22 protein-coding genes are annotated in these 19,480 nt (G+C 72.2%); 16 read left to right on the plus strand and 6 right to left on the minus strand.

All coding sequences use genetic code 11. The features are described from left to right. Positions 1-161 precede the first annotated feature (161 nt). The 4 genes from BAY60_RS15170 to BAY60_RS15185 form a co-directional block, all read right to left on the minus strand. Positions 162-482: a DUF202 domain-containing protein gene (locus BAY60_RS15170; RefSeq protein WP_245992512.1), complete on the minus strand. Its 321-nt coding sequence runs from the start codon at positions 480-482 to the stop codon at positions 162-164. Continuing rightward, entirely contained in the window at positions 479-838 is a 360-nt protein-coding gene (locus BAY60_RS15175; protein WP_112281571.1) for a YidH family protein, read from the minus strand. The genes BAY60_RS15170 and BAY60_RS15175 overlap by 4 nt, the downstream gene beginning before the upstream one ends. Then, on the minus strand, positions 835-1,299 hold the full coding sequence (locus BAY60_RS15180; RefSeq protein WP_112281572.1) for a GtrA family protein: 465 nt from the start codon (positions 1,297-1,299) through the stop codon (positions 835-837). Before BAY60_RS15180 ends, BAY60_RS15175 begins: the two co-directional genes overlap by 4 nt. Positions 1,300-1,373: 74 nt before the next feature. Further along, positions 1,374-1,718 carry an STAS domain-containing protein gene (locus BAY60_RS15185; protein ID WP_112281573.1) on the minus strand — a complete coding sequence of 115 codons (345 nt, stop codon included), beginning with the start codon at positions 1,716-1,718 and terminating at the stop codon, positions 1,374-1,376. A gap of 390 nt (positions 1,719-2,108) precedes the next feature. Between BAY60_RS15185 and BAY60_RS15190 the strand changes: the two genes are divergently transcribed. The 5 genes from BAY60_RS15190 to BAY60_RS15210 all read left to right on the plus strand — a co-directional run bounded on the left by BAY60_RS15190 (position 2,109) and on the right by BAY60_RS15210 (position 5,390). Further along, positions 2,109-2,573 (plus strand): hypothetical protein, encoded by a 465-nt coding sequence (locus tag BAY60_RS15190; protein WP_112281574.1) that lies wholly within the window; start codon positions 2,109-2,111, stop codon positions 2,571-2,573. Beyond that, positions 2,570-3,016, plus strand: coding sequence for a hypothetical protein (locus BAY60_RS15195; RefSeq protein ID WP_112281575.1), 447 nt, complete (start codon positions 2,570-2,572; stop codon positions 3,014-3,016). Before BAY60_RS15190 ends, BAY60_RS15195 begins: the two co-directional genes overlap by 4 nt. Further along, on the plus strand, positions 3,003-3,659 hold the full coding sequence (locus BAY60_RS15200) for a UdgX family uracil-DNA binding protein (RefSeq protein WP_245992513.1): 657 nt from the start codon (positions 3,003-3,005) through the stop codon (positions 3,657-3,659). The genes BAY60_RS15195 and BAY60_RS15200 overlap by 14 nt, the downstream gene beginning before the upstream one ends. A 90-nt stretch (positions 3,660-3,749) precedes the next feature. Beyond that, positions 3,750-4,046 (plus strand): HesB/IscA family protein, encoded by a 297-nt coding sequence (locus BAY60_RS15205; protein WP_112281577.1) that lies wholly within the window; start codon positions 3,750-3,752, stop codon positions 4,044-4,046. 159 nt (positions 4,047-4,205) lie between these two features. Then, on the plus strand, positions 4,206-5,390 hold the full coding sequence (locus BAY60_RS15210) for a zinc-dependent alcohol dehydrogenase (protein WP_112281578.1): 1,185 nt from the start codon (positions 4,206-4,208) through the stop codon (positions 5,388-5,390). Positions 5,391-5,394: 4 nt separating this feature from the next. Here BAY60_RS15210 and BAY60_RS15215 read toward each other — a convergent pair whose 3' ends face one another. After that, positions 5,395-6,522: a glycerate kinase gene (locus BAY60_RS15215; RefSeq protein ID WP_112281579.1), complete on the minus strand. Its 1,128-nt coding sequence runs from the start codon at positions 6,520-6,522 to the stop codon at positions 5,395-5,397. Positions 6,523-6,524: 2 nt separating this feature from the next. Next, positions 6,525-7,502 carry a 2-hydroxyacid dehydrogenase gene (locus BAY60_RS15220; protein WP_112281580.1) on the minus strand — a complete coding sequence of 326 codons (978 nt, stop codon included), beginning with the start codon at positions 7,500-7,502 and terminating at the stop codon, positions 6,525-6,527. A 146-nt stretch (positions 7,503-7,648) separates the two neighbouring features. Between BAY60_RS15220 and BAY60_RS15225 the strand changes: the two genes are divergently transcribed. The 11 genes from BAY60_RS15225 to BAY60_RS15275 all read left to right on the plus strand — a co-directional run bounded on the left by BAY60_RS15225 (position 7,649) and on the right by BAY60_RS15275 (position 19,405). Beyond that, positions 7,649-8,467 carry a CoA transferase subunit A gene (locus BAY60_RS15225; RefSeq protein ID WP_112282403.1) on the plus strand — a complete coding sequence of 273 codons (819 nt, stop codon included), beginning with the start codon at positions 7,649-7,651 and terminating at the stop codon, positions 8,465-8,467. Between the two features lie 41 nt (positions 8,468-8,508). Further along, positions 8,509-9,240 (plus strand): CoA-transferase subunit beta, encoded by a 732-nt coding sequence (locus BAY60_RS15230; protein WP_112282404.1) that lies wholly within the window; start codon positions 8,509-8,511, stop codon positions 9,238-9,240. A gap of 115 nt (positions 9,241-9,355) precedes the next feature. Continuing rightward, positions 9,356-10,531: a thiolase family protein gene (locus BAY60_RS15235; protein ID WP_112281581.1), complete on the plus strand. Its 1,176-nt coding sequence runs from the start codon at positions 9,356-9,358 to the stop codon at positions 10,529-10,531. Between the two features lie 18 nt (positions 10,532-10,549). Then, positions 10,550-11,296: a protocatechuate 3,4-dioxygenase subunit beta gene (gene pcaH / locus BAY60_RS15240; protein ID WP_112281582.1), complete on the plus strand. Its 747-nt coding sequence runs from the start codon at positions 10,550-10,552 to the stop codon at positions 11,294-11,296. 76 nt (positions 11,297-11,372) lie between these two features. Beyond that, complete coding sequence (gene pcaG, locus BAY60_RS15245) at positions 11,373-11,912, plus strand: protocatechuate 3,4-dioxygenase subunit alpha (RefSeq protein ID WP_112281583.1); 540 nt, start codon at positions 11,373-11,375, stop codon at positions 11,910-11,912. 59 nt (positions 11,913-11,971) lie between these two features. Continuing rightward, positions 11,972-13,309, plus strand: a complete 1,338-nt coding sequence (gene pcaB / locus BAY60_RS15250) for a 3-carboxy-cis,cis-muconate cycloisomerase (protein ID WP_112281584.1) — start codon at positions 11,972-11,974, stop codon at positions 13,307-13,309. After that, positions 13,306-14,076, plus strand: a complete 771-nt coding sequence (pcaD, locus tag BAY60_RS15255; protein WP_112281585.1) for a 3-oxoadipate enol-lactonase — start codon at positions 13,306-13,308, stop codon at positions 14,074-14,076. Before pcaB ends, pcaD begins: the two co-directional genes overlap by 4 nt. After that, complete coding sequence (pcaC, locus tag BAY60_RS15260; RefSeq protein WP_112281586.1) at positions 14,073-14,459, plus strand: 4-carboxymuconolactone decarboxylase; 387 nt, start codon at positions 14,073-14,075, stop codon at positions 14,457-14,459. Before pcaD ends, pcaC begins: the two co-directional genes overlap by 4 nt. 5 nt (positions 14,460-14,464) lie before the next feature. Then, positions 14,465-15,268: an IclR family transcriptional regulator domain-containing protein gene (locus tag BAY60_RS15265; protein ID WP_112281587.1), complete on the plus strand. Its 804-nt coding sequence runs from the start codon at positions 14,465-14,467 to the stop codon at positions 15,266-15,268. After that, entirely contained in the window at positions 15,265-15,846 is a 582-nt protein-coding gene (locus BAY60_RS15270; RefSeq protein WP_112281588.1) for a nucleotidyltransferase family protein, read from the plus strand. Before BAY60_RS15265 ends, BAY60_RS15270 begins: the two co-directional genes overlap by 4 nt. A 157-nt stretch (positions 15,847-16,003) precedes the next feature. After that, positions 16,004-19,405: a glycosyl hydrolase family 95 catalytic domain-containing protein gene (locus BAY60_RS15275; protein WP_112281589.1), complete on the plus strand. Its 3,402-nt coding sequence runs from the start codon at positions 16,004-16,006 to the stop codon at positions 19,403-19,405. Positions 19,406-19,480: the final 75 nt, after the last annotated feature.

Here is a 19,480-nt window from a genome sequence, read left to right on the forward strand (position 1 = left end):
TCGCCGTCGAGGTCCAGGACGGCGTAAGGGCACGGGGTCCGCGAACGGGAGGTGCGGGGGAGCCAGCCTGCTCGTGACCACCGAGCGTAATCCTAGGTGCATCCGGTCGGGTAATCCAGATATCAACAAAAGTTGCCCCGTTCGCACGAACGTGCGTAGCGCTACAGCAGGAAGGTGACCAGGCTCGTCGCGGCGGTCGCCAGAACGAGGGCGGCGACGGCCAGGACGAGCAGGTGGCTCACCGGGGCGGGCTCGCTCTCGTGCCGCAGGTGCTGTTCGCGCCTGCCGCCACCGACGGCCAGCACGGCGGCCGTGGCCGCGCACAGCGCGCCGGGCAGCGAGAGCAGCCCCCAGCCGTGGCGGGAGGCGGCGTGCAACAGCAGCAGGGCGCAGGCGCCCGCCGCGAGCGCGCTGCGCTGCCAGGCCAGCCCGGTGCGTTCCGGCTGCAGGCCGTCGCTCATGGCGCCCTCTTGCCCGGTCATCCGGTCACCACGAGCACGGCCGCGAAGACGGTGAGCACGAGCACCCCGGCGGCGAGGACGAGCAGCAGCCCGCTGCGGGGCAGGGCGGCGCCCCGCCGCATCGCGCGCTGGACCTGCCGCCAGCGCGGGTAGGCGGCTCCGGCGAGCACCGCCGCGAGGGTGATGCTGAGCGTGGCGAGCGCGGTGCGCGCGCCCGCGGTGGCCAGGTCCGGCACCAGCTGGTGCACGGCAACGCCACCGGCGACCAGGCCGAGTGCGGTGCGGATCCAGGCCAGGAACGTGCGCTCGTTGGCGAGGGTGAACCGGTAGTCGGGCTCGGTCTCGGTGACGTGGCCCTCCTCGTCGCGTGTGGTCACCCCGTCATCTTGACCCGGCGCCGGAACACCCAGGTGCGCAGGACCAGGAACCGGGCGACGCCACCGGCCACGGTGGTGGCCACCAGCAGCGCGGTCTCCAGCGTGGGCGACGGGTGCTCGACCGTGCTGTGCAGCACCAGCAGCACGGTCGAGCCCGCGCAGGCGTAGAAGGCGAAGGTCGCGACCGTCTGCAGGTGCCTGCGGGCGGCGGCGGCCTCGGCACCCGCGAAGGTCACCAGGCGGTGGAACTCGGTGTTGGCGACCGTGGTGATCCCGATGGCCACCAGGTTGGCGGCGTAGGCACCGAGCGGTGCGCGGGCGGTCAGGTAGAGCAGCGCCTGCAGGAGGGTGGTCGCCCCGCCTGCCACCAGGTAGAGCAGGGCGTGCCTGCCCAGCTCGCGATGCCTGCGTGGCAGCGAGGCCATCCGGGCGATCCAGTGCGCCGCAGGCACCGATGTCATGTCCTGAACACTACTGCCGTTTCACGAAATCGTGAAGTTAGGAAACTATATGAATCGTGTGATACGGGTGACCGTCAGGAGGACCTGGTCACGGCTGCCAGCGCGTCGGACACCGACGAGAACACCGGCATCTGGTCGACGAGGCCGGTGACTTCCAGTGGCCGCAGAACCACCCGGCTGGTCGCCACGATCGCCCAGGTGAGCTGCCGCTGCGACGACTGCTCGGCGAGCTCGGCGAGCACGGACAGCCCGGCGGAGCCGAGAAAGCCGACGCGGTCGAGGTCGAGCACCAATGCGCCGGGTGGCGTCACCTGCTGCTGCACCCATTCCCGAAGCCGGGGCGCGGAGAGCAGGTCTACCTCCCCGACGACGTGCGCCAGCACGACACCGCTGTCACCGGCCTCACTGTCGATACGCATGCCGTGGTTGTCCACCGGGGCCTGCTGGGTTGTGCGGATGTCTGTTTGAGTGCTTCGCACTGCCGTCCCTCCGTTCATCGGATGGGAAACGGGCGGACCCACATGTGCTGTTCTCGAATGCCGACGGCTGCGGCCGGACAAGCCAGTGCAGGGGGGTAGGCCCGCCCCTGGGATGACGGCTGTGGGTTCAACCGCGCTTCCCACCGTAGGAACCCCGACCGTGCTTGGCAAGCCGCGCTGTGCTGGCTTAACACGGAGTTCTCACCGTGTTCGACCCCGTTTGGCCACCCTGGCCAGGGGCCGCTGCGTGTCTTGTCGCCCATACCGGTGGCGTTTGTCCGTCGATCGCCCCGGGTACAGCCGTAGCCGAGCTGTTGGGAGGGAGAGGCCATGAGCGACGGCTACGACAACGTGACGCCACCGCAGGACGTTGGCCTGCCGGACACCGCCGAGACCGATCCGGCGGCGCTGAACAGCGCGGAGGATCTGGACGAGGACCGGCTCCGGGTCGACCCTCTCGAGGAGGGCGTCGAACCGCCCGAGCACTGGTCGCAGGCCGACGGGTACGGCAACACGCCGTTCGAGCAGCAACAGGGCGAGAGCCTGGAGCAGAAGGTGGAGCAGGAGGAGCCGGACGTCACCGAACCCGCGGTGCCCGAGCGGCCGATCGCGGCGACTCCGGCGCCCGAGCTGGACGACTCGATCGACCACCGGACCGAGGACGTCGAGCCTGAGCCGCCGAACGACGAGGTGGTGCCGCCCGACACGCCGGCCGTCCGCAGGGGGCAGAACGCCGACGAGGCGGGCGGCTCGGTCGCCGACGCCATCCGCGTGCCCGAGAGCGAGGACGAGTGAGCGCCGGCGACGTGCGCGTCCGGGGGCTGGCCGAGACGCTGCTGAGCGTGGCAAGGACCGGGGACATGGACGCGCTGGCGCCGCTGGTCACCCGGATGGTCGGTGCCAACGGGCCGCAACGGCACCTCTTCGAGCCGGTCCTGCTGGAACTCGTCGCCATGATCGTGCGGATCCTGCGGCGCAGGAGCGAGTACGCCGACAACGAGGGCGACCTCTATGCCGTCGAGCTGCTCGACGCCGACGACCGCGATGTCGGCATCGACCAGCTCCAGCCCGCGCTGCGCGCGACGCTGCGGGCCGTGCTGGCCACCCTCAACGCCGACGCCGACGACGCCCGCTTCCACGTGAGCCTGGTCTCGTCCGACCCCGACCCGCTGGCCAGGCTCGACGCCGTGGCCCATGCGCTGCGGTGGGCCAACACGCTGGACGATGCCCGGGGCTGAAGCCGTGGTCACCCAGGAAGGCGCCGAGAACTACCTGCCGCCCGACCGGCGGCTGCCCGGCCTGCGTGAGGCCGCGCGTGACTGCCGCGGCTGTGACCTGCACCGGGACGCGACCCAGACGGTGTTCGGCGCGGGACCGCAGGACGCGCGGCTGGTCATGGTGGGTGAGGTGCCCGGAGACCGCGAGGACCGCACGGGCGAGCCGTTCGTCGGGCCCGCGGGCGGGCTGCTCGATCGCGCGCTGGAGGAGGCGGGCATCGACAGGGGGACCGTGTACGTCACCAACGCGGTCAAGCACTTCCGCTGGACGCGCGACGAGAAGAGCCAGCGGCGCATTCACAAGAAGCCCGCCCGTTCGCAGATCGTGGCCTGCCGTCCGTGGCTGGTGGCCGAGCTGGAGGCCGTGACACCGGAGGTGGTGGTGTGCCTCGGCGCGACCGCCGCGCAGTCGCTGCTGGGCCCGGAGTTCAAGGTGAGCGCCCACCGGGGTGAGCTGCTCGATGCCCTGGACTTTCCCGCCTCGCCACCCCGCGTGCTCGCGACCGTGCACCCGTCCGCGGTGCTGCGGGCGCCCGAGGAGAACCGTAAGCAGGCCTACGCCGATCTGGTGTCGGATCTGTGTGTGGTCGCCACGGCAATGTGACCCCATCGGCGTGGCCCGGGGAGCGCTTCGGCCCCGGCACCCCTACGGTGGGGGGTGGCAGCTGTACGCAATCGAAGGGAAACGCCGAACATGCTTGCCATGACTGACGCTGCTGCTGAGGCGATCAGCGCTCTGACCTCCCAGGACGGCCAGGAGGCAGCGGGGCTGCGGTTCGCGGTGCAGGAGCAGACCGATGCGGGAGCGCAGCTCGCGCTGTCGATCGCCCCGGCGCCCGAGGACGGCGACCAGGTGCTCGGCACCGAGGGTGGCGCACGGGTTTTCCTTGAGCCACAAGCGGCTTCGTTCCTCGACGACAAGGTGCTCGACGTCCAGCAGGACGACCAGGGCCAGCTCAACTTTGCGGTGATGCAGCAGCCGGAGGGCTGAGGGCAGCTGGACGCCGGTCATCGGTGGCGTTGCGGCGATGCACGTGGCCACCGGTGGCGGCTTCCGCCCCCACATGTCTGTCCTCAGTGGACAATATAGTCGTTTGACGGTGTTTCACCCGGGTATCCGCCTCGCAGATCGAGCGAGAAGGAGTTCTGGATGAAAGCCGTGACTTGGCAAGGAAAACGCGACGTCCGCGTGGAGAGCGTCCCGGACCCGAAGGTCCGCGAGCCCACGGACGCCGTGATCAGGGTGACCTCGAGCGGCATCTGCGGATCCGACCTGCACCTGTACGAGGTGCTCGGCTCGTTCATGAGCAGGGGCGACATCCTCGGGCACGAGCCGATGGGCATCGTCGAGGAGGTCGGCAGCGCCGTCACCGGTCTCTCGCCGGGCGACCGGGTCGTCGTGCCCTTCAACATCGCGTGCGGCCACTGCTTCTACTGCGACCAGAGGCTCTACACCCAGTGTGAGACGACCCAGGTCAGCGAGCACGACAAGGGTGCGGCGCTGTTCGGCTACACCAGGCTGTACGGCCAGGTGCCCGGCGGGCAGGCCGAGTACCTGCGCGTGCCGCAGGCCCACTTCGGCCCGGTCAAGGTTCCCGAGGGGCCGCCGGACGAACGGTTCCTGTACCTGTCGGACGTGGTGCCCACGGCGTGGCAGGCCGTCGAGTACGCGGGCATCCCCGAGGGCGGCAGCGTCACCGTCCTCGGTCTTGGCCCCATCGGGCAGATGTCGGCCCGCATCGCCCGTTACCGCGGCGCGGGGCAGGTCATCGGCGTCGATCTGGTGCCGGAGCGGCTGGAGATGGCGCAACGGCACGGCATCGACACGATCGACCTGCGCGGGCACAAGCGGCTCGCCGAGGTGATCAGGGACCGCACCGACGGCAGGGGCACCGACTCGGTCATCGACGCGGTGGGCATGGAAGCCCATGGCGCCCCGTTCGGCCAGCTCGCGCAGCAGTTCGCGAGCATGCTGCCCCCGCAGATCGCCGCCAAGGTCACCGAGAAGGCCGGGGTGGACCGGCTGAGCGCCCTGCACCTTGCGATCGACATCGTGCGCAGGGGCGGCACGATCTCACTGTCCGGTGTGTACGGTGGCATGGTCGACCCGATGCCGATGATGGACCTGTTCGACAAGCAGATCCAGCTGCGCATGGGCCAGGCCAACGTGCGGGCCTGGACCGACGACGTCATGCCGCTGCTGACCGGCGACGGCGACCCGCTCGGCGTGGAGGACCTGGCGACGCACCAGATCCCGCTCGACGAGGCGCCGCACGGCTACGACATCTTCCAGAAGAAGCAGGACGGCGCCATCAAGGTCGTGCTGAAGCCGTGACACCTCACGTCCGCCGCGCGAGCCAGTCGCGCACGAGCTCGGTGGTCTGCTCGCGCAGCAGGGGATAGGCGTCGCGCCGGGCCTCGTCCAGCGAGCGGGCGTGGTCGATGAGCGCCCTGCTCCCGGCGATTCCGGCTCCGGCCAGCTCGTCGTCACGCAAGGCGACGCGGCCGGCCACCGCCAGCACCGGCACCCCGGCACGGCCCGCCATCGCCGCGATGCCGGCGGGGGCCTTCCCGGCCAGGCTCTGCCGGTCGAGGGAACCCTCGCCGGTGATCGCCAGCTCCGCCCCCGGCAGTGCGCCTGCGACGCCGGTCAGCTCCACGACCAGCTCGAACCCCGATTCGGCCCGGGCCGCCAGCGCGGACATCGCCCCGCCGGACACCCCGCCGCCCGCGCCGGCGCTGGGCACGTCGCCGACGGGAGCGCCCCCGGCGCGTTCCAGCGCACCGGCCCAGGCCCGCAGCGACGCCTCCAGCTGCCGCACCTGCGCCGGGCCCGCGCCCTTCTGCGGGCCGAAGACGGCGGCGGCGCCCTCGGGTCCCAGCAGCGGGTTGGTCACGTCGGTGGCCACACGTACCGCCGCCCCGCCCAGCCGCTCGCGCACGGCGGTGAGATCGACGCTCGCGACCGTGCCCAGCGGGCCACCCCCGAGCGCGGGCTCGGCGCCGGCGTCGTCGCGCAGCACCGCGCCGAGCGCACGCAGCATGCCCGAGCCGCCGTCGGTGCTCGCGGTGCCGCCGACGGTGAGCACGATCCGCGACGCGCCTCCGGCCAGCGCGTGGGCCATCAGCTCGCCGACCCCGTAGGTGTGCGCGGCCAGCGCGGTCTCCGGTGACGGCGTGACGTACTCGATGCCGCAGGCGCGCGCCGACTCCAGATAGGCCGTGCCGTCGAGCACCACGTACCAGGCGTCGACCTGCTGGGACAGCGGGCCGCTCACGCGCAGGTCCACGCGTTTGCCCCCGGCGGCGAGCAGCACGTCGAGCGTGCCCTCCCCGCCGTCGGCCACCGGGCACAGCGTCACCTCGGCGCCGGGCGCGGCCGCGCGCACGCCCTCGGCGATGGCCTCGGCCGCCTCGACGGCGGTGAGGCTGCCCTTGAACTTGTCGGGTGCGACGACGACGCGCATGCTCAGCGTCCCTTCACCGGGGTGAGTGGCTCGGCGCCGGTGAGCACGGCGACGGCGTTGCGGGCGGCCAGCAGGGCCATCTCGGTGCGCGTCTCCACCGTGGCCGAGCCCAGGTGCGGCGCGAGCGCGACGTTGTCCAGCTCCAGCAGCCCGGGATGCACCTCGGGCTCCTTCTCGAACACGTCCAGCCCCGCTCCGGCGATGACGCCGCGCGCCAGCGCGTCGGCGAGCGCCCCCTCGTCCACCACGGGACCCCGGGTGGTGTTCACCAGGTACGCCGAGGGCTTCATCGTCGCGAGCGCGTCCGCGTCGATGAGGTGCCGTGTCTCCGGCGTCAGCGGGCAGTGCAGTGACACGACGTCGCTGCCTGCCAGCAGTTCGGGAAACGGCACGTACCGTGCGCGCAGTTCCCGCTCGACGGCCGCGTCGGCCCGCCGCCGTCCGCTGTAGACGATCTCCATGCCGAAGGCGAGCGCGCGGCGGGCCATGGCCTGCCCGATCTGGCCGAGGCCGACGATGCCGAGCGTCTTGCCCTGCAGTCCCGAACCGAGCATGAAGCCGAGGTGGAACGACCACGGCGTGCGCGAACGGAGCAGCCGCTCGCCCTCGCCGAGCCTGCGGGTGACCGACAGCAGCAGCCCGAACGCCAGGTCCGCGGTGGCGTCGGTGAGCACGCCCGGCGTGTTGGTGAAGACGATGCCGCGGTCGGTGAGCGCGGGCACGTCGGCGTTGTCGTAGCCGACGGCGACCGTCGACACGACCTTGAGCTGGGGGCCCGCGGCGTCGGCGAACGCGCCGTCGATGCGGTCCTGCAGCGTGCTGACCACCGCGTCGGCACCCGCGACCGCCGCGTGCAGCTCCTCGGTGGGCAGCATGCGGTCGGGCTGGGGCCACCACACGTCCCCGGCCGCGTGCAGGACCTCCCGCGCCGCTTCCGGAATCTCCCTGGTCACCACGATCCGAGGCCGTGCGCCCGCCATTCGCCGCTCCCTGAGGTCGCCGTTGAGAAGTCACAGGCACCTTAACCGTCCCGCGGGGCTCGCAGGGCCGGAGATTGACGACCGTCCCCGGTGCCGATATGTTCTTATGGAGAACGTTTGTGCGTAATGCGAACGAGGTGGGCAACGTGGCAGAGATCGTCTCGCTGGCCGAGGGGGTCGGCAGGCTCGTTCACGACGGCGACATGGTCGCCCTGGAAGGGTTCACGCACCTGATCCCGCACGCGGCCGGGCAGGAGATCATCCGGCAGCGGCGCAGGGACCTCACGCTGGTGCGGATGACGCCGGACATCGTCTACGACCAGCTGATCGGCGCGGGCTGCGCGCGCAAGCTGATCTTCTCCTGGGGCGGCAACCCGGGGGTCGGCTCGCTGCATCGCTTCCGCGACGCCGTGCAGAACGGCCACCCGGTGCCGCTGGAGATCGAGGAGCACAGCCACGCAGGCATGGCCAATCGCTATGTGGCGGGCGCGTCGGGTCTTCCGTTCGCCGTGCTGCGCGGCTACAGCGGCACCGACCTGCCCAGGCACACCGACACGATCAAGCAGATCACCTGCCCGTTCACCGGCGAGCAGCTCGCGGCGGTGCCCGCACTCAACCCGGACGTCTCGATCATCCACGCCCAGCGCGCGGACCGCGCGGGCAACGTGCAGATCTGGGGCCTCGTCGGCGTGCAGAAGGAGGCGGTGCTCGCGGCGCGGCGCAGCCTGGTCACCGTCGAGGAGGTCGTCGACGAGCTCGAGCCCGTGCCCGGCCAGCTGGTCCTGCCCAGCTGGGCGGTGACGTGCGTGGCCGAGGTTCCCCACGGGGCCCACCCGTCGTACGCCCAGGGCTACTACGAGCGCGACAACGCCTACTACGAGAAGTGGGATTCCATTGGGCGAAAGAGGGACTCGTTCGAGGACTGGCTTCGCGAGAAGGTGTTCACCATGGAGGGTGCCAAGTGACCGCGACCACTGACGCCGAGCTGACCTACACCTCCGACGAGATGATGTCGATCGCCGCCGCGCGGGCGCTGTCCAACGGGCAGCGCTGCTTCGTCGGCATCGGGCTGCCCTCCACCGCCGCCAACGTCGCGCGCCGCACGCACGCCCCCGACCTGGTGCTCGTCTACGAGTCCGGCACGCTCGGCTCCAAGCCGGACCGGCTGCCCGCCTCGATCGGCGACGGCATCCTCGCCGAGACCGCGGACGCGGTGATCAGCGTGCCCGAGGTGTTCAACTACTGGCTGCAGCCGGGCCGCATCGATGTCGGCTTCCTCGGCGCGGCCCAGCTGGACAAGTTCGGCAACATCAACACCACCGTCATCGGCGACGACTACGCCAACCCGAAGGTGCGGCTGCCCGGCGCGGGCGGCGCCCCCGAGATCGCCGCGTCCTGCCACGAGGTCTACGTCGTGGTCCGGCAGAGCAGGCGCAGCTTCGTGGACAGGGTCGACTTCGTCACCTCCGTCGGCCACGGTTCCGGCAAGGGCGACCGCGAGCGGCTCGGGTTGCGTGGCGCCGGCCCGACGCTGGTGATCACCGACCTGGGCATCCTGCGTCCCGATCCGGACACCTCCGAGCTGATGCTGTCCCAGCTGCATCCCGGTGTCGAGGTGGAACAGGTGCGTGAGGCCACCGGCTGGGATCTGAAGGTCTCGCCCGAGCTGTCCCGCACCGACGCGCCGACCGAGGCCGAGCTGTCCACCCTGCGTGCGCTCAAGGAGGCGAGCAAGTGATCTCCCCAATGCGGCATTCGCTCCACTCAACCTCCCCAATGCGGCATTCGCTCCGCTCAACGCACCCAATGCCACATTGGGGAGCTGTGGTGACCCGCTCGGGGGGTGACGCAGCGTGAACGAGGTGTTCGTGCTCGACGCGGTGCGTACGCCGTTCGGGCGGTATGGGGGTGCGCTGTCCGGGGTGCGCCCCGACGACCTCGCCGCACACATGCTGCGGGAGCTCGCCGCGCGCGGCGACGTCGACCCCGCTGGCGTCGACGAGGTCGTGCTCGGCGACGCCAACGGTGCGGGCGAGGACAACCGCAACGTCGCCCGCATGGCCGCGCTGCTGGCGGGCTGGCCGACGAGCGTGCCCGGCAGCACCGTCAACCGGCTCTGCGGGTCCGGCCTGGACGCCGTGATGCAGGCAAGCCGGCTCATCGCGGTCGGCGACGCGTCGGTGGCCGTCGCGGGCGGCGTGGAGTCGATGAGCCGCGCGCCGTGGGTACTGCCCAAGCCGGGCAAGGCCTTCCCCAACGGCCACGAGACGATGTACTCGACCACGCTCGGCTGGCGCATGGTCAACCCGCGGATGCCCGAGCAGTGGACCGTGTCGCTCGGCGAGAGCACCGAACTGCTCGCCGAGCGCTACGGCATCGGCCGCGAGCAGCAGGACGAGTTCGCCCTGCGCAGCCACCGCAACGCCGCCAGGGCCTGGGACGAGGGCTTCTACGACAGCCACGTGGTGCCCGTGCCGGGCACCGAGCTGGAGCGTGACGAGGGCATCCGCGCCGACTCCAGCATGGAGAAGCTGGCCAAGCTCAAGCCGGCCTTCCGTCCACAGGGGACGGTCACGGCGGGCAACTCGTCCCCGCTCAACGACGGCGCCTCGGCCGTGCTGCTGGCCGACAGCGCGGGCGCCGAGCGCGTCGGCGCGACGCCGCTGGCCAGGATCGCGGGCCGCGGAGCGGCCGGGGTCGACCCGGACGTGTTCGGCATCGGGCCGGTGCGCGCGGCCGAGATCGCCCTGCAGCGGGCGGGCATCGGCTGGGAGGACCTGGCCGCCGTCGAGCTCAACGAGGCGTTCGCCGCGCAGTCGCTCGCGTGCCTTGCCGACTGGCCGAAGCTGGACCCGGAGATCGTCAACGTCAACGGCGGGGCGATCGCGATCGGGCACCCGCTCGGCGCGTCCGGAGGGCGCATCCTCGGCGCGCTCGCCCACGAGCTGCGCCGCCGCGGCGGAGGCTGGGGCCTCGCCGCCATCTGCATCGGCGTCGGTCAGGGCCTGGCCGTCGTGCTGGAGGCGTAACAACACAGGAGGGACCGCATGACCACAGTGTCGTCGTCGGAGTCGGGACTCGCGCTGCCGAGCTACCGGCGGGACCCGGAGGGCACCCACCCGCCGCTGGACTCGCCGGGCTACAAGTCGACCAGCCTGCGCCACCCCCAGCAGCCGCTGGTGCTGCTGCCGCACAAGCTCACCGAGGTCACCGGCCCGCTGCTGGGCCCGGGCCGCCTCGGCGAGCTCGACCACGACCTGACCCGCCAGCACGCCGGTGAGCCGCAGGGACAGCGGATCATCGTGCACGGCAGGCTGCTCGACGGCGACGGAAGGCCGGTGCCGAACTCGCTGGTGGAGATCTGGCAGGCCAACGCGGGCGGGCGGTACCGGCACAAGTGGGACAACTGGCCCTCGCCGATCGACCCGAACTTCACCGGCGTCGGCCGCACCATCACCGACAACGAGGGCCGCTACGAGTTCGTCACCATCAAGCCGGGCGCCTACCCGTGGAAGAACCACGACAACGCCTGGCGGCCCGCGCACATCCACTTCTCGGTGTTCGGCACGGCATTCACGCAGCGGCTGGTCACCCAGATGTACTTCCCCGACGACCCGCTGTTCTTCCAGGACCCGATCTTCAACTCGGTGCCCGACGAGAAGGCGCGGCAGCGCATGATCTCGCGCTACGACCACAGCCGCACCATGCCCGAGTGGGCGCTGGGCTTCGAGTTCGACATCGTGCTGCGAGGGCGGGATGCGACGCCGTTCGAGAACGACGAGGAGGACGAGTGAGCCACAATTTGCTCTTCGCTCATGGAGTCCGACCGGGTGCGGGTGCCCCGCAGAACACAGAGGAGGACGACGACGAATGAGCCTCGGAAGCACCCCTTCACAGACGGTCGGTCCCTACCTGTCGATCGGGCTGACCTGGGAGGACGGGCCGGCCGTCGTCGACGAGGCAACCCCGGGCGCGGTGTGGATCCGGGGCGTCGTCACCGACGGTGCGGGCACACCCGTGCCCGACGCCCTGATCGAGACGTGGCAGGCCGACCCGCACGGCCGGTTCGACCACCCCGACGACCCGCGCGGCGCCCAGCCGGGCTTCCGGGGCTTCGGCCGCTGCCCGACCAACGACGACGGCGAGTACGGCATCCTCACGCAGGTGCCGGGACCGCTGCCCGGCGAGGCTCCGCACATCGACGTGTCGGTGTTCGCGCGCGGCATGCTGCACCGGGTGGTCACCCGCATCTACTTCCCGGAGAACGCCGACGCCAACGCGGCCGACGAGGTGCTCGCGTCCGTGCCGGAGGAGCGCAGGGACACCCTCATCGCCACCAGGACCGGGGACGGCTACCGCTTCGACGTGCGACTTCAAGGCGAGGGCGAGACAGTGTTCTTTGATGTCTGACCACGTTCGAGAGTGCGCCGGTCCCGTGCGGTCGGTGGCGGGGCCGGTGACGTTCGTTGATGTCTAGCCTCTTCGATCCCGTGCTCGCCGCGGGTGCCGTCCGCGACGAGACCGGCGACACGGCCTGGCTGCGCGCCATGCTCGACTTCGAGGCCGCGCTCGCCGCGGCGCAGGCGGACGCCGGGCTCGTCGAGCGGGAGCACGCCGAGGCCATCGCCGCCGCCTGCCGGAGCGAGCACTACGACGTCGCCGAGCTGGGGCGGCGGGCCACCGGCATCGGCAACCCGGCCGGTCCGCTCGTCCGCGCGCTCACCGAGCGGGTGGGCGGCGAGGCGGCCCGGCACGTCCATCGCGGCGCCACGAGCCAGGACGTCGTCGACACCGCCGCCATGCTCGTGGCCACGCGGGCGCTGCGCCCGCTGCTCGCCGATCTGCGGGCCTGCGCCGACGCCGTGGCCACGCTCGCCGCCGAGCACGCCGAGACCGTCCAGGTTGGACGGACGCTGCTGCAGCATGCGCTGCCGGTGACGTTCGGGTTCACGGCGGCGGGCTGGCTGACGGCCCTGGACACCGCGACCCGGCGGCTGGAGTCGCTGCGGCTGCCCGCGCAGCTGGGCGGCGCGGTGGGCACACTCGCCTCCCTCGGTGAGCAGGGCCCTGAGGTGCTCGCCGCGCTCGCGCACCGGCTGGGCCTTGCCGAGCCGGTGCTGCCGTGGCACACCGACCGCACCCCGGTGGCCGAGCTCGCGGGTGCGCTGGGGGAGGCGGCGGGCGCGATCGCCGGGATCGCCCGGTCGATCGTGCTGCTCGCGCAGACCGACGTCGGCGAGCTGCACGAGCAGGGCCCGGCCGGCAGCGGCGGCTCGTCGACCATGCCGCACAAGCGCAACCCGGTGGCGGCCGTGTCGGCGCTGGCGGGTGCCAAGCAGGCGCCCGGCCTGGTGGCCGACCTGCTCGCCGCGATGGAGCAGGAGCACCAGCGCGCGGCGGGCGCGTGGCACGCCGAGTGGCGGCCACTGAGTGAGCTGCTGCGCACCACCGGCTCGGCGGCACACTGGCTGCGCACGAGCGTCGAGCGGCTGCGAGTGGACTCCGTGCGCATGCGCGCCAACCTCGACGCGGGCGGCGGAGTGCTGCTCGCCGAGCGGGTCACCACCGAGCTGGCCCCGGCCGTGGGCAGGCTCGCCGCCCACGACGCGGTCACCGCGTGCACCAGGCGGGCCGTGGCCGAGCAGCAACCGCTGGCGGAGCTGCTCGCGGCCGATCCGCTGCTCGGCGAGCACCTGAGCCGGCAACGGGCCGAGGAGCTGCTGGACCCGGCCGGTTACCTTGGCAGCGCCAAGGTGTTCGTCGAGCGCGCGCTGGCAGCGCATCGCAAGGGAAAGGAGCAGCCGTGAAGGTCAACCACGTGGTCGAGGGGCCGGCCGACGGTGAGGTCGTGGTGCTCTCCGGGTCGATCGGCAGCAACCTGAGCATGTGGGACCCGCAGGTCGAGCCCCTGACCTCGGCCGGATTCCGCGTGGTGCGCTACGACCACCGCGGGCACGGCAGGACGCCGGTGCCCGAGACGCCGTGCTCGCTCGCCGACCTCGGCGGCGACGTCGTGGAGCTGCTGGACACGCTCGGCGTGGAACGCGCACACGTCGTCGGGCTTTCGCTGGGCGGCATGACCGCCATGTGGCTGGGCGTCAACGTCCCCGACCGGATCGGCAGGCTCGTGCTGTGCTGCACGTCGGCCAAGCTCGGCACCCCGGCGATGTGGGAGGAGCGCGCCCAGCTGGCCCGCACCGAGGGCATGCCGGCCATCGCCGACTCCAGCATCGAGCGCTGGTTCACCGCCGAGTGGCGCGCCACCCACCCGCAGCTGTCCCGCGAGTACCACCACATGACGGCCGCCACCCCGGCCGAGGGCTACGCCGCGTGCTGCGCGGCGATCGGTTCGATGGACCTGCTCGGCGACCTGCCCAAGATCAGCGCGCCGACGCTGGTGATCTCCGGCGCCGACGACCCGGCGACCCCGCCGGAGGAGCACGGCAGGCCCATCGCCGAGGCGATCCCCGGCGCCCGCCTCGAGGTGGTGCCCCACGCCGCGCACCTGGGCAACGTCGAGCAGGCGGCCCGGTTCAACGACCTGATCGTCGAGCACCTGAAGGCGGACCGATGAGCGACGAGTTCTACGAGCGCGGCATGCAGGTCCGGCGCGAGGTGCTCGGCGACGAGCACGTCGACCGCGCCGTCGCGAACACCACCGAGTTCACCCAGCCGTTCCAGGACTACATCACGCGCTCCGCGTGGGGTTCGGTGTGGACCCGCGAAGGGCTGGACCGCAGGACCCGCAGCTGCGTGACCCTCGCCGCGCTCACCGCACTGAAGTGCCACGGCGAGATCGCCATGCACGTCCGGGCCGCGATCGGCAACGGGCTCACGCCCGGCGAGATCGCCGAGGTGCTGCTGCACACCGGGGTCTACGCGGGAGTGCCCGCGGCGAACGAGGCGTTCGCCATCGCCGCGCGCACGCTCGCCGAGATGGGCGAGACAGAGGCCTGACCGGCATGGAGAACGCAGCCGACGAGCCCGCACGCGCCGCGCACCACGTGCAGTCCCTGGAGCGGGGACTGGCCGTCATCAAGGCCTTCGACGCGGGCTCGCCCGCTCTCACGCTGAGCGACGTCGCCAAGGCCACGGGCCTCACCCGGGCCGCGGCGCGCCGGTTCCTGCTAACGCTGGCCGACCTCGGCTACGTGCGCACCGACGGCAAGTACTTCTCGCTCACCGCGCGGGTGCTGGAACTGGGCTACGCCTACCTGTCGAGCCTGTCGCTGCCCGAGGTGGCGCAGCCGCACATGGAGCGGCTGTCGGCGCAGGTGCACGAGTCGAGTTCGGTGTCGGTGCTGGAGGGCACCGACATCGTCTACGTCGCGAGGGTGGCCGTGTCGCGGATCATGGCCGTGACGATCAACGTCGGCACGCGGTTCCCGGCGCACGCGACCTCGATGGGCCACGTGCTGCTCGCCGGGCTCGGCGCACCGGAGCTGGAGCGCTACCTGGAGCAGGCCGACTTCGCTCAGCTGACCAGCCGGACCCTCACCTCGCCGTCGGCGCTGCGGGCCGAGCTGGCGCGCGTGCGGGAACAGGGCTGGGCGCTGGTGGACCAGGAGCTGGAGGAGGGGCTGCGCTCGGTGGCGGCACCCATTCACGGTCCGGACGGGTCGGTGGTGGCGGCGATCAACCTGTCCACGCACGCCAGCCGCACCCCGGCCGAGTCGGTGCGGGCGGAGCTGTTGCCGCCGCTGCTGGCCACGGCCAAGGCCATCGAGGGCGAGCTGGCCATGACCTCCTCCGCGCGGGTCTCGTGAGCGCGGCCGGGCTGCTGCTGGCGGCCGGGGAGGGGCGCCGGTTCGGCACCCCGAAGGCCCTGGTGCGGCTCGACGGCGAGGCGCTGGTCGCCCGGGCCGCCCGCGTGCTCGCCGAGGGCGGCTGCGAGCCCGTGGTGGTGGTGCTCGGGGCCCGCGCCGAGCAGGCGCGGCCGCTCGTGCCCGGCGGCGTGCTGGTGGTGGAGGCGTCCGGCTGGGCCGAGGGCATGGGAGCCTCGCTGCGCGCCGGGCTCGGCGCGCTCGCCGGGCTCACTCCCGCGCCGGACGCGGCACTGGTGCACCTGGTGGACCTGCCCGGTGTGGGCGCCGAGGTCGTTGCCCGCCTGGGTGCGCTGGCCGCACCCGACGCCGTCGCCCGCGCCGCCTACGACGGCGTGCCCGGCCATCCGGTGCTGTTCGGCCGTCGCTGGTGGGCGGCGATCGCCGCGACCGCCGAGGGCGACCGGGGCGCCCGCCGCTGGCTGTCCGGACGCGACGACGTCCGCCTCGTCGAGTGCGGCGACATCGGCGCGGGCACCGACGTCGACACCCCCGCCGATCTCCCGCAGCCGCCGAAATAGATCGGGTCTTTCTCTTCCCTTATGCCCGATTCGGGCCCCCTTTGTCAACCGTTGACCTTGATACGTCCGATGTATAGCGTGCGCTGTGACTCAGGCCACCCAGACGGCCTTCGTCGGCACGTCTCTCGACCCACCCACCGGACATCGAGGAGACCCAATGATCGGACGACCCGCGCGGGGCAGAGCCGCCCGCGCACTGATCGCGAGCCTGTCGCTCGCCGCGCTCGCCGTGGGGCTGCCTGCCCTGCACACCGCCTCGGCGGCGGAGAGCGACGCACCGGCGACGGCGCCGCCTTCCACGTCGCCGGGCATGACCCTCTGGTACGACCGGCCCGCCACCGACTGGGAGTCGCAGTCGCTGCCCATCGGCAACGGAGCACTCGGCGCGAGTGCGTTCGGCGGCGTGGACACCGAGTTGCTGCAGTTCAACGAGAAAACGCTGTGGACGGGAGGCCCCGGCTCCGCGCAGGGCTACGACTTCGGCAACTGGGCCTCGCCGAGGCCCGGAGCGCTCGAGCAGGTGCAGCAGCGCATCGCCGACGAGAAGCGCGTCGCGCCCAGCTGGGTCGCGGACAGGCTCGGCCAGCCCAAGCGCGGCTTCGGCGCCTACCAGATCTTCGGCGACGTGCGGCTCGCGCAGCTGGACCGGTCCGGCGAGGTCACCGGCTACCGCCGGTACCTCGACATCGCCGACGCGGTCGCCGGGGTCTCCTACACGGCCGACGGCGTGCGCCACACCCGCGAGTACTTCGCCTCCGCCGCCGACGGCGTGCTCGTCGCCCGGCTCACCGCGGACCGGCCGGGCCAGATCGGCTTCACCACCTCGGTCACCGCTCCGGGCAACCGCAGCAAGCGCGTGCGCGCACACGAAGGCCGGATCACCTTCTCCGGTGCCCTGCACGACAACGGTCTGCGGTTCGAGTCGCAGTTGCAGGTGCTCAACGAGGGCGGCGCGCGGACCGACAACGCCGACGGCTCCGTGACGGTCAGCGGTGCCGACGCGGTGACACTCGTGCTCGGTGCGGGCACCGACTACGCCCCCACGTACCCGGACTACCGCACCGGCACGGATCCGCACGGGGCGGTGACCAGGCGGGTGGACGCCGCCGTGGCCAAGGGCCTCGGCGCGCTGCGGTCCGCGCATCTCGCCGACTACCACGAGCTGTTCGACCGCGTCCGCCTCGACATCGGCCAGCACATGCCGGACCTGCCGACCGACGAGCTGCTCGCCGCCTATCGCAGCGGCACCACCCCCGCCGCCACCCGCAAGGCGCTGGAGGTGCTGTACTTCCAGTACGGCCGGTATCTCCTCATCGCCTCGTCGCGTGGTGGCTCGCTCCCGGCGAACCTGCAGGGCGTGTGGAACAACTCGACCAGCCCACCCTGGAGCGCCGACTACCACGTCAACATCAACCTGCAGATGAACTACTGGCCCGCCGAGACCACCAACCTCTCGGAGACCACCGCACCGCTGTTCGACTACGTCGACTCGATGGTGCCCGCCGGTGAGGTGACGGCGCGGGAGATGTTCGGCAACCGGGGCTGGGTGGTGCACAACGAGACCAACCCCTACGGCTTCACCGGCGTGCACGACTGGGCGACCTCGTTCTGGTTCCCCGAGTCGGGCGCCTGGCTGGCTCAGCACTACTACGAGCACTACCTGTTCACGCGCGACGAGCGCTTCCTGCGCGAGCGCGCCTACCCGATGCTGAAGGCGCTGTCGCAGTTCTGGATCGACGAACTGGTGCGCGATCCGCGCGACGGCAGACTGGTGGTGAGCCCCAGCTACTCGCCGGAACACGGCGACTTCTCCGCGGGAGCCTCGATGTCGCAGCAGATCGTGTGGGACCTGCTGACCAACACCGCCGAGGCCGCGCGCACGCTCGGCGACACCGGGACGTTCACCGCCGAGCTGGAGCGGACGCTGGCCGAGCTGGACCCCGGCCTGCGCATCGGCTCGTGGGGCCAGCTGCAGGAGTGGAAGGAGGACTGGGACGACCCGGGCAACCAGCACCGCCACGTCTCGCACCTGTTCGCGCTGCACCCGGGCAGGCAGCTCACGCCGCACGACGATCCGGCCCTCACCGAGGCCGCGCGCACGTCGCTCACCGCGCGCGGCGACGGCGGCACCGGCTGGAGCAAGGCCTGGAAGATCAACTTCTGGGCACGGCTGCTCGACGGCGACCACGCGCACACGATGCTGGCCGAGCTGCTGAAGAACAGCACGCTGGACAACCTGTGGGACACCCACCCGCCGTTCCAGATCGACGGCAATTTCGGCGCCACGGCCGGGGTCGCGGAAATGCTGCTGCAGAGCCACACCGGTGTCGTCGACGTGCTGCCCGCCGTGCCCGGCTTCTGGGACAGCGGCTCGGTGCGGGGGCTCAAGGCCAGGGAAGACGTCACCGTCGACATCGACTGGACGGCAGGCACGCCCACGCGCATCGCACTGGAGGCAGGCCGTTCCGGCGAGCTGACCGTGCGCAGTGACCTGTTCGGCGGCCGCTTCCGGGTCGTCGACGCCGCGACGGGGCGCACGATCGACGTGGCGCGCGACGGCGAGCGGATCACGTTCGACGCCGAGCGCGGGCGCACGTACGTGGCCGTCTCGCTGGCGACGCTGTCGCTGTCGGCACCCGAGCGGGCCGAGGACGGCACGGCGTTCCCGGTGGAGGTGACCGTCGGCGCGGCCGACCGCACCGTCCCTGCCGCCGCGCTGACCCTCGGCCTGCCGGAGGGCTGGACCGCCACGCCCGCCCGGCACGCGGTTGCGCCCGTGCACGCGGGGCAGAGCAGGTCGTACGCGTTCGAGGTGACGCCGCGCGCGGGTGCCGAGGACACCCGGCGGCTGCGGGCGGTGTTGCAGGGCGACGGCTGGCAGGTGGCGGCCGCCCGCAGCGTGGCGATCGAGCCGCTGCCGCCGTGCCCCGCGCCGGATGCGGACACGCCGCTCGCGGCGTGGGATCCGGCCTCCGGAAGCTCCATTGTGGACGCATCCGGCTCCGGGCGGGACGCGACGGTGCAGGGCACCACGGCCTACGAGCCGTCCGGCCCGACGGGTAGTGCGCTGCGGCTGGACGGGCAGTCCTACCTGCGCACCGCGCCGACGACGCTGGGGTTCCTGCGCGAGGCCACGTTCGCCGCGGAGGTCCGAGCCGACACCTCCGGCAGCTACCGCAGGTTGTTCGACTGGCAGCCCAGCGGCGACCCCGGCACCGATGGGGTGCTCATCGACCTGACGCCGTCGAACGCGGTGCGCTTCCTCGGGTCGGGCACCAACGTCACCACCGCGGCGACCCTGCCCACGGGGCGGTTCGTGGATCTCGTGGTGACGATGAGCGACGCCGGTGATCTGGCCGTGTACGTCGACGGCGAGCGAGCCGCCACGGCGCGGGTGCCCGATGCCGGCATCAACGGCTGCGCCACCCGGGAACTGCGGTTCGGCGCGGACCAGAACGGCGGCCAGCGGCTCACCGGCGCCGTCGACCGGATGGCGATCCTGTCGCGCCTGCTGAGCGCGGACGAGGTCGCCGGCTGGCAGGACCGGGTCTTCGGCTGAGGTACGACCGGCGGCGGGTGCCGGGCGCATGGGCTCCCGGGACCCGCCGCCGCGATCGTCACCGCGCCCGTCAGC

It is taken from the genome of Prauserella muralis (assembly GCF_003202285.1).
In the GTDB taxonomy this organism is placed as follows: Bacteria; Actinomycetota; Actinomycetes; order Mycobacteriales; family Pseudonocardiaceae; genus Prauserella_B; species Prauserella_B muralis.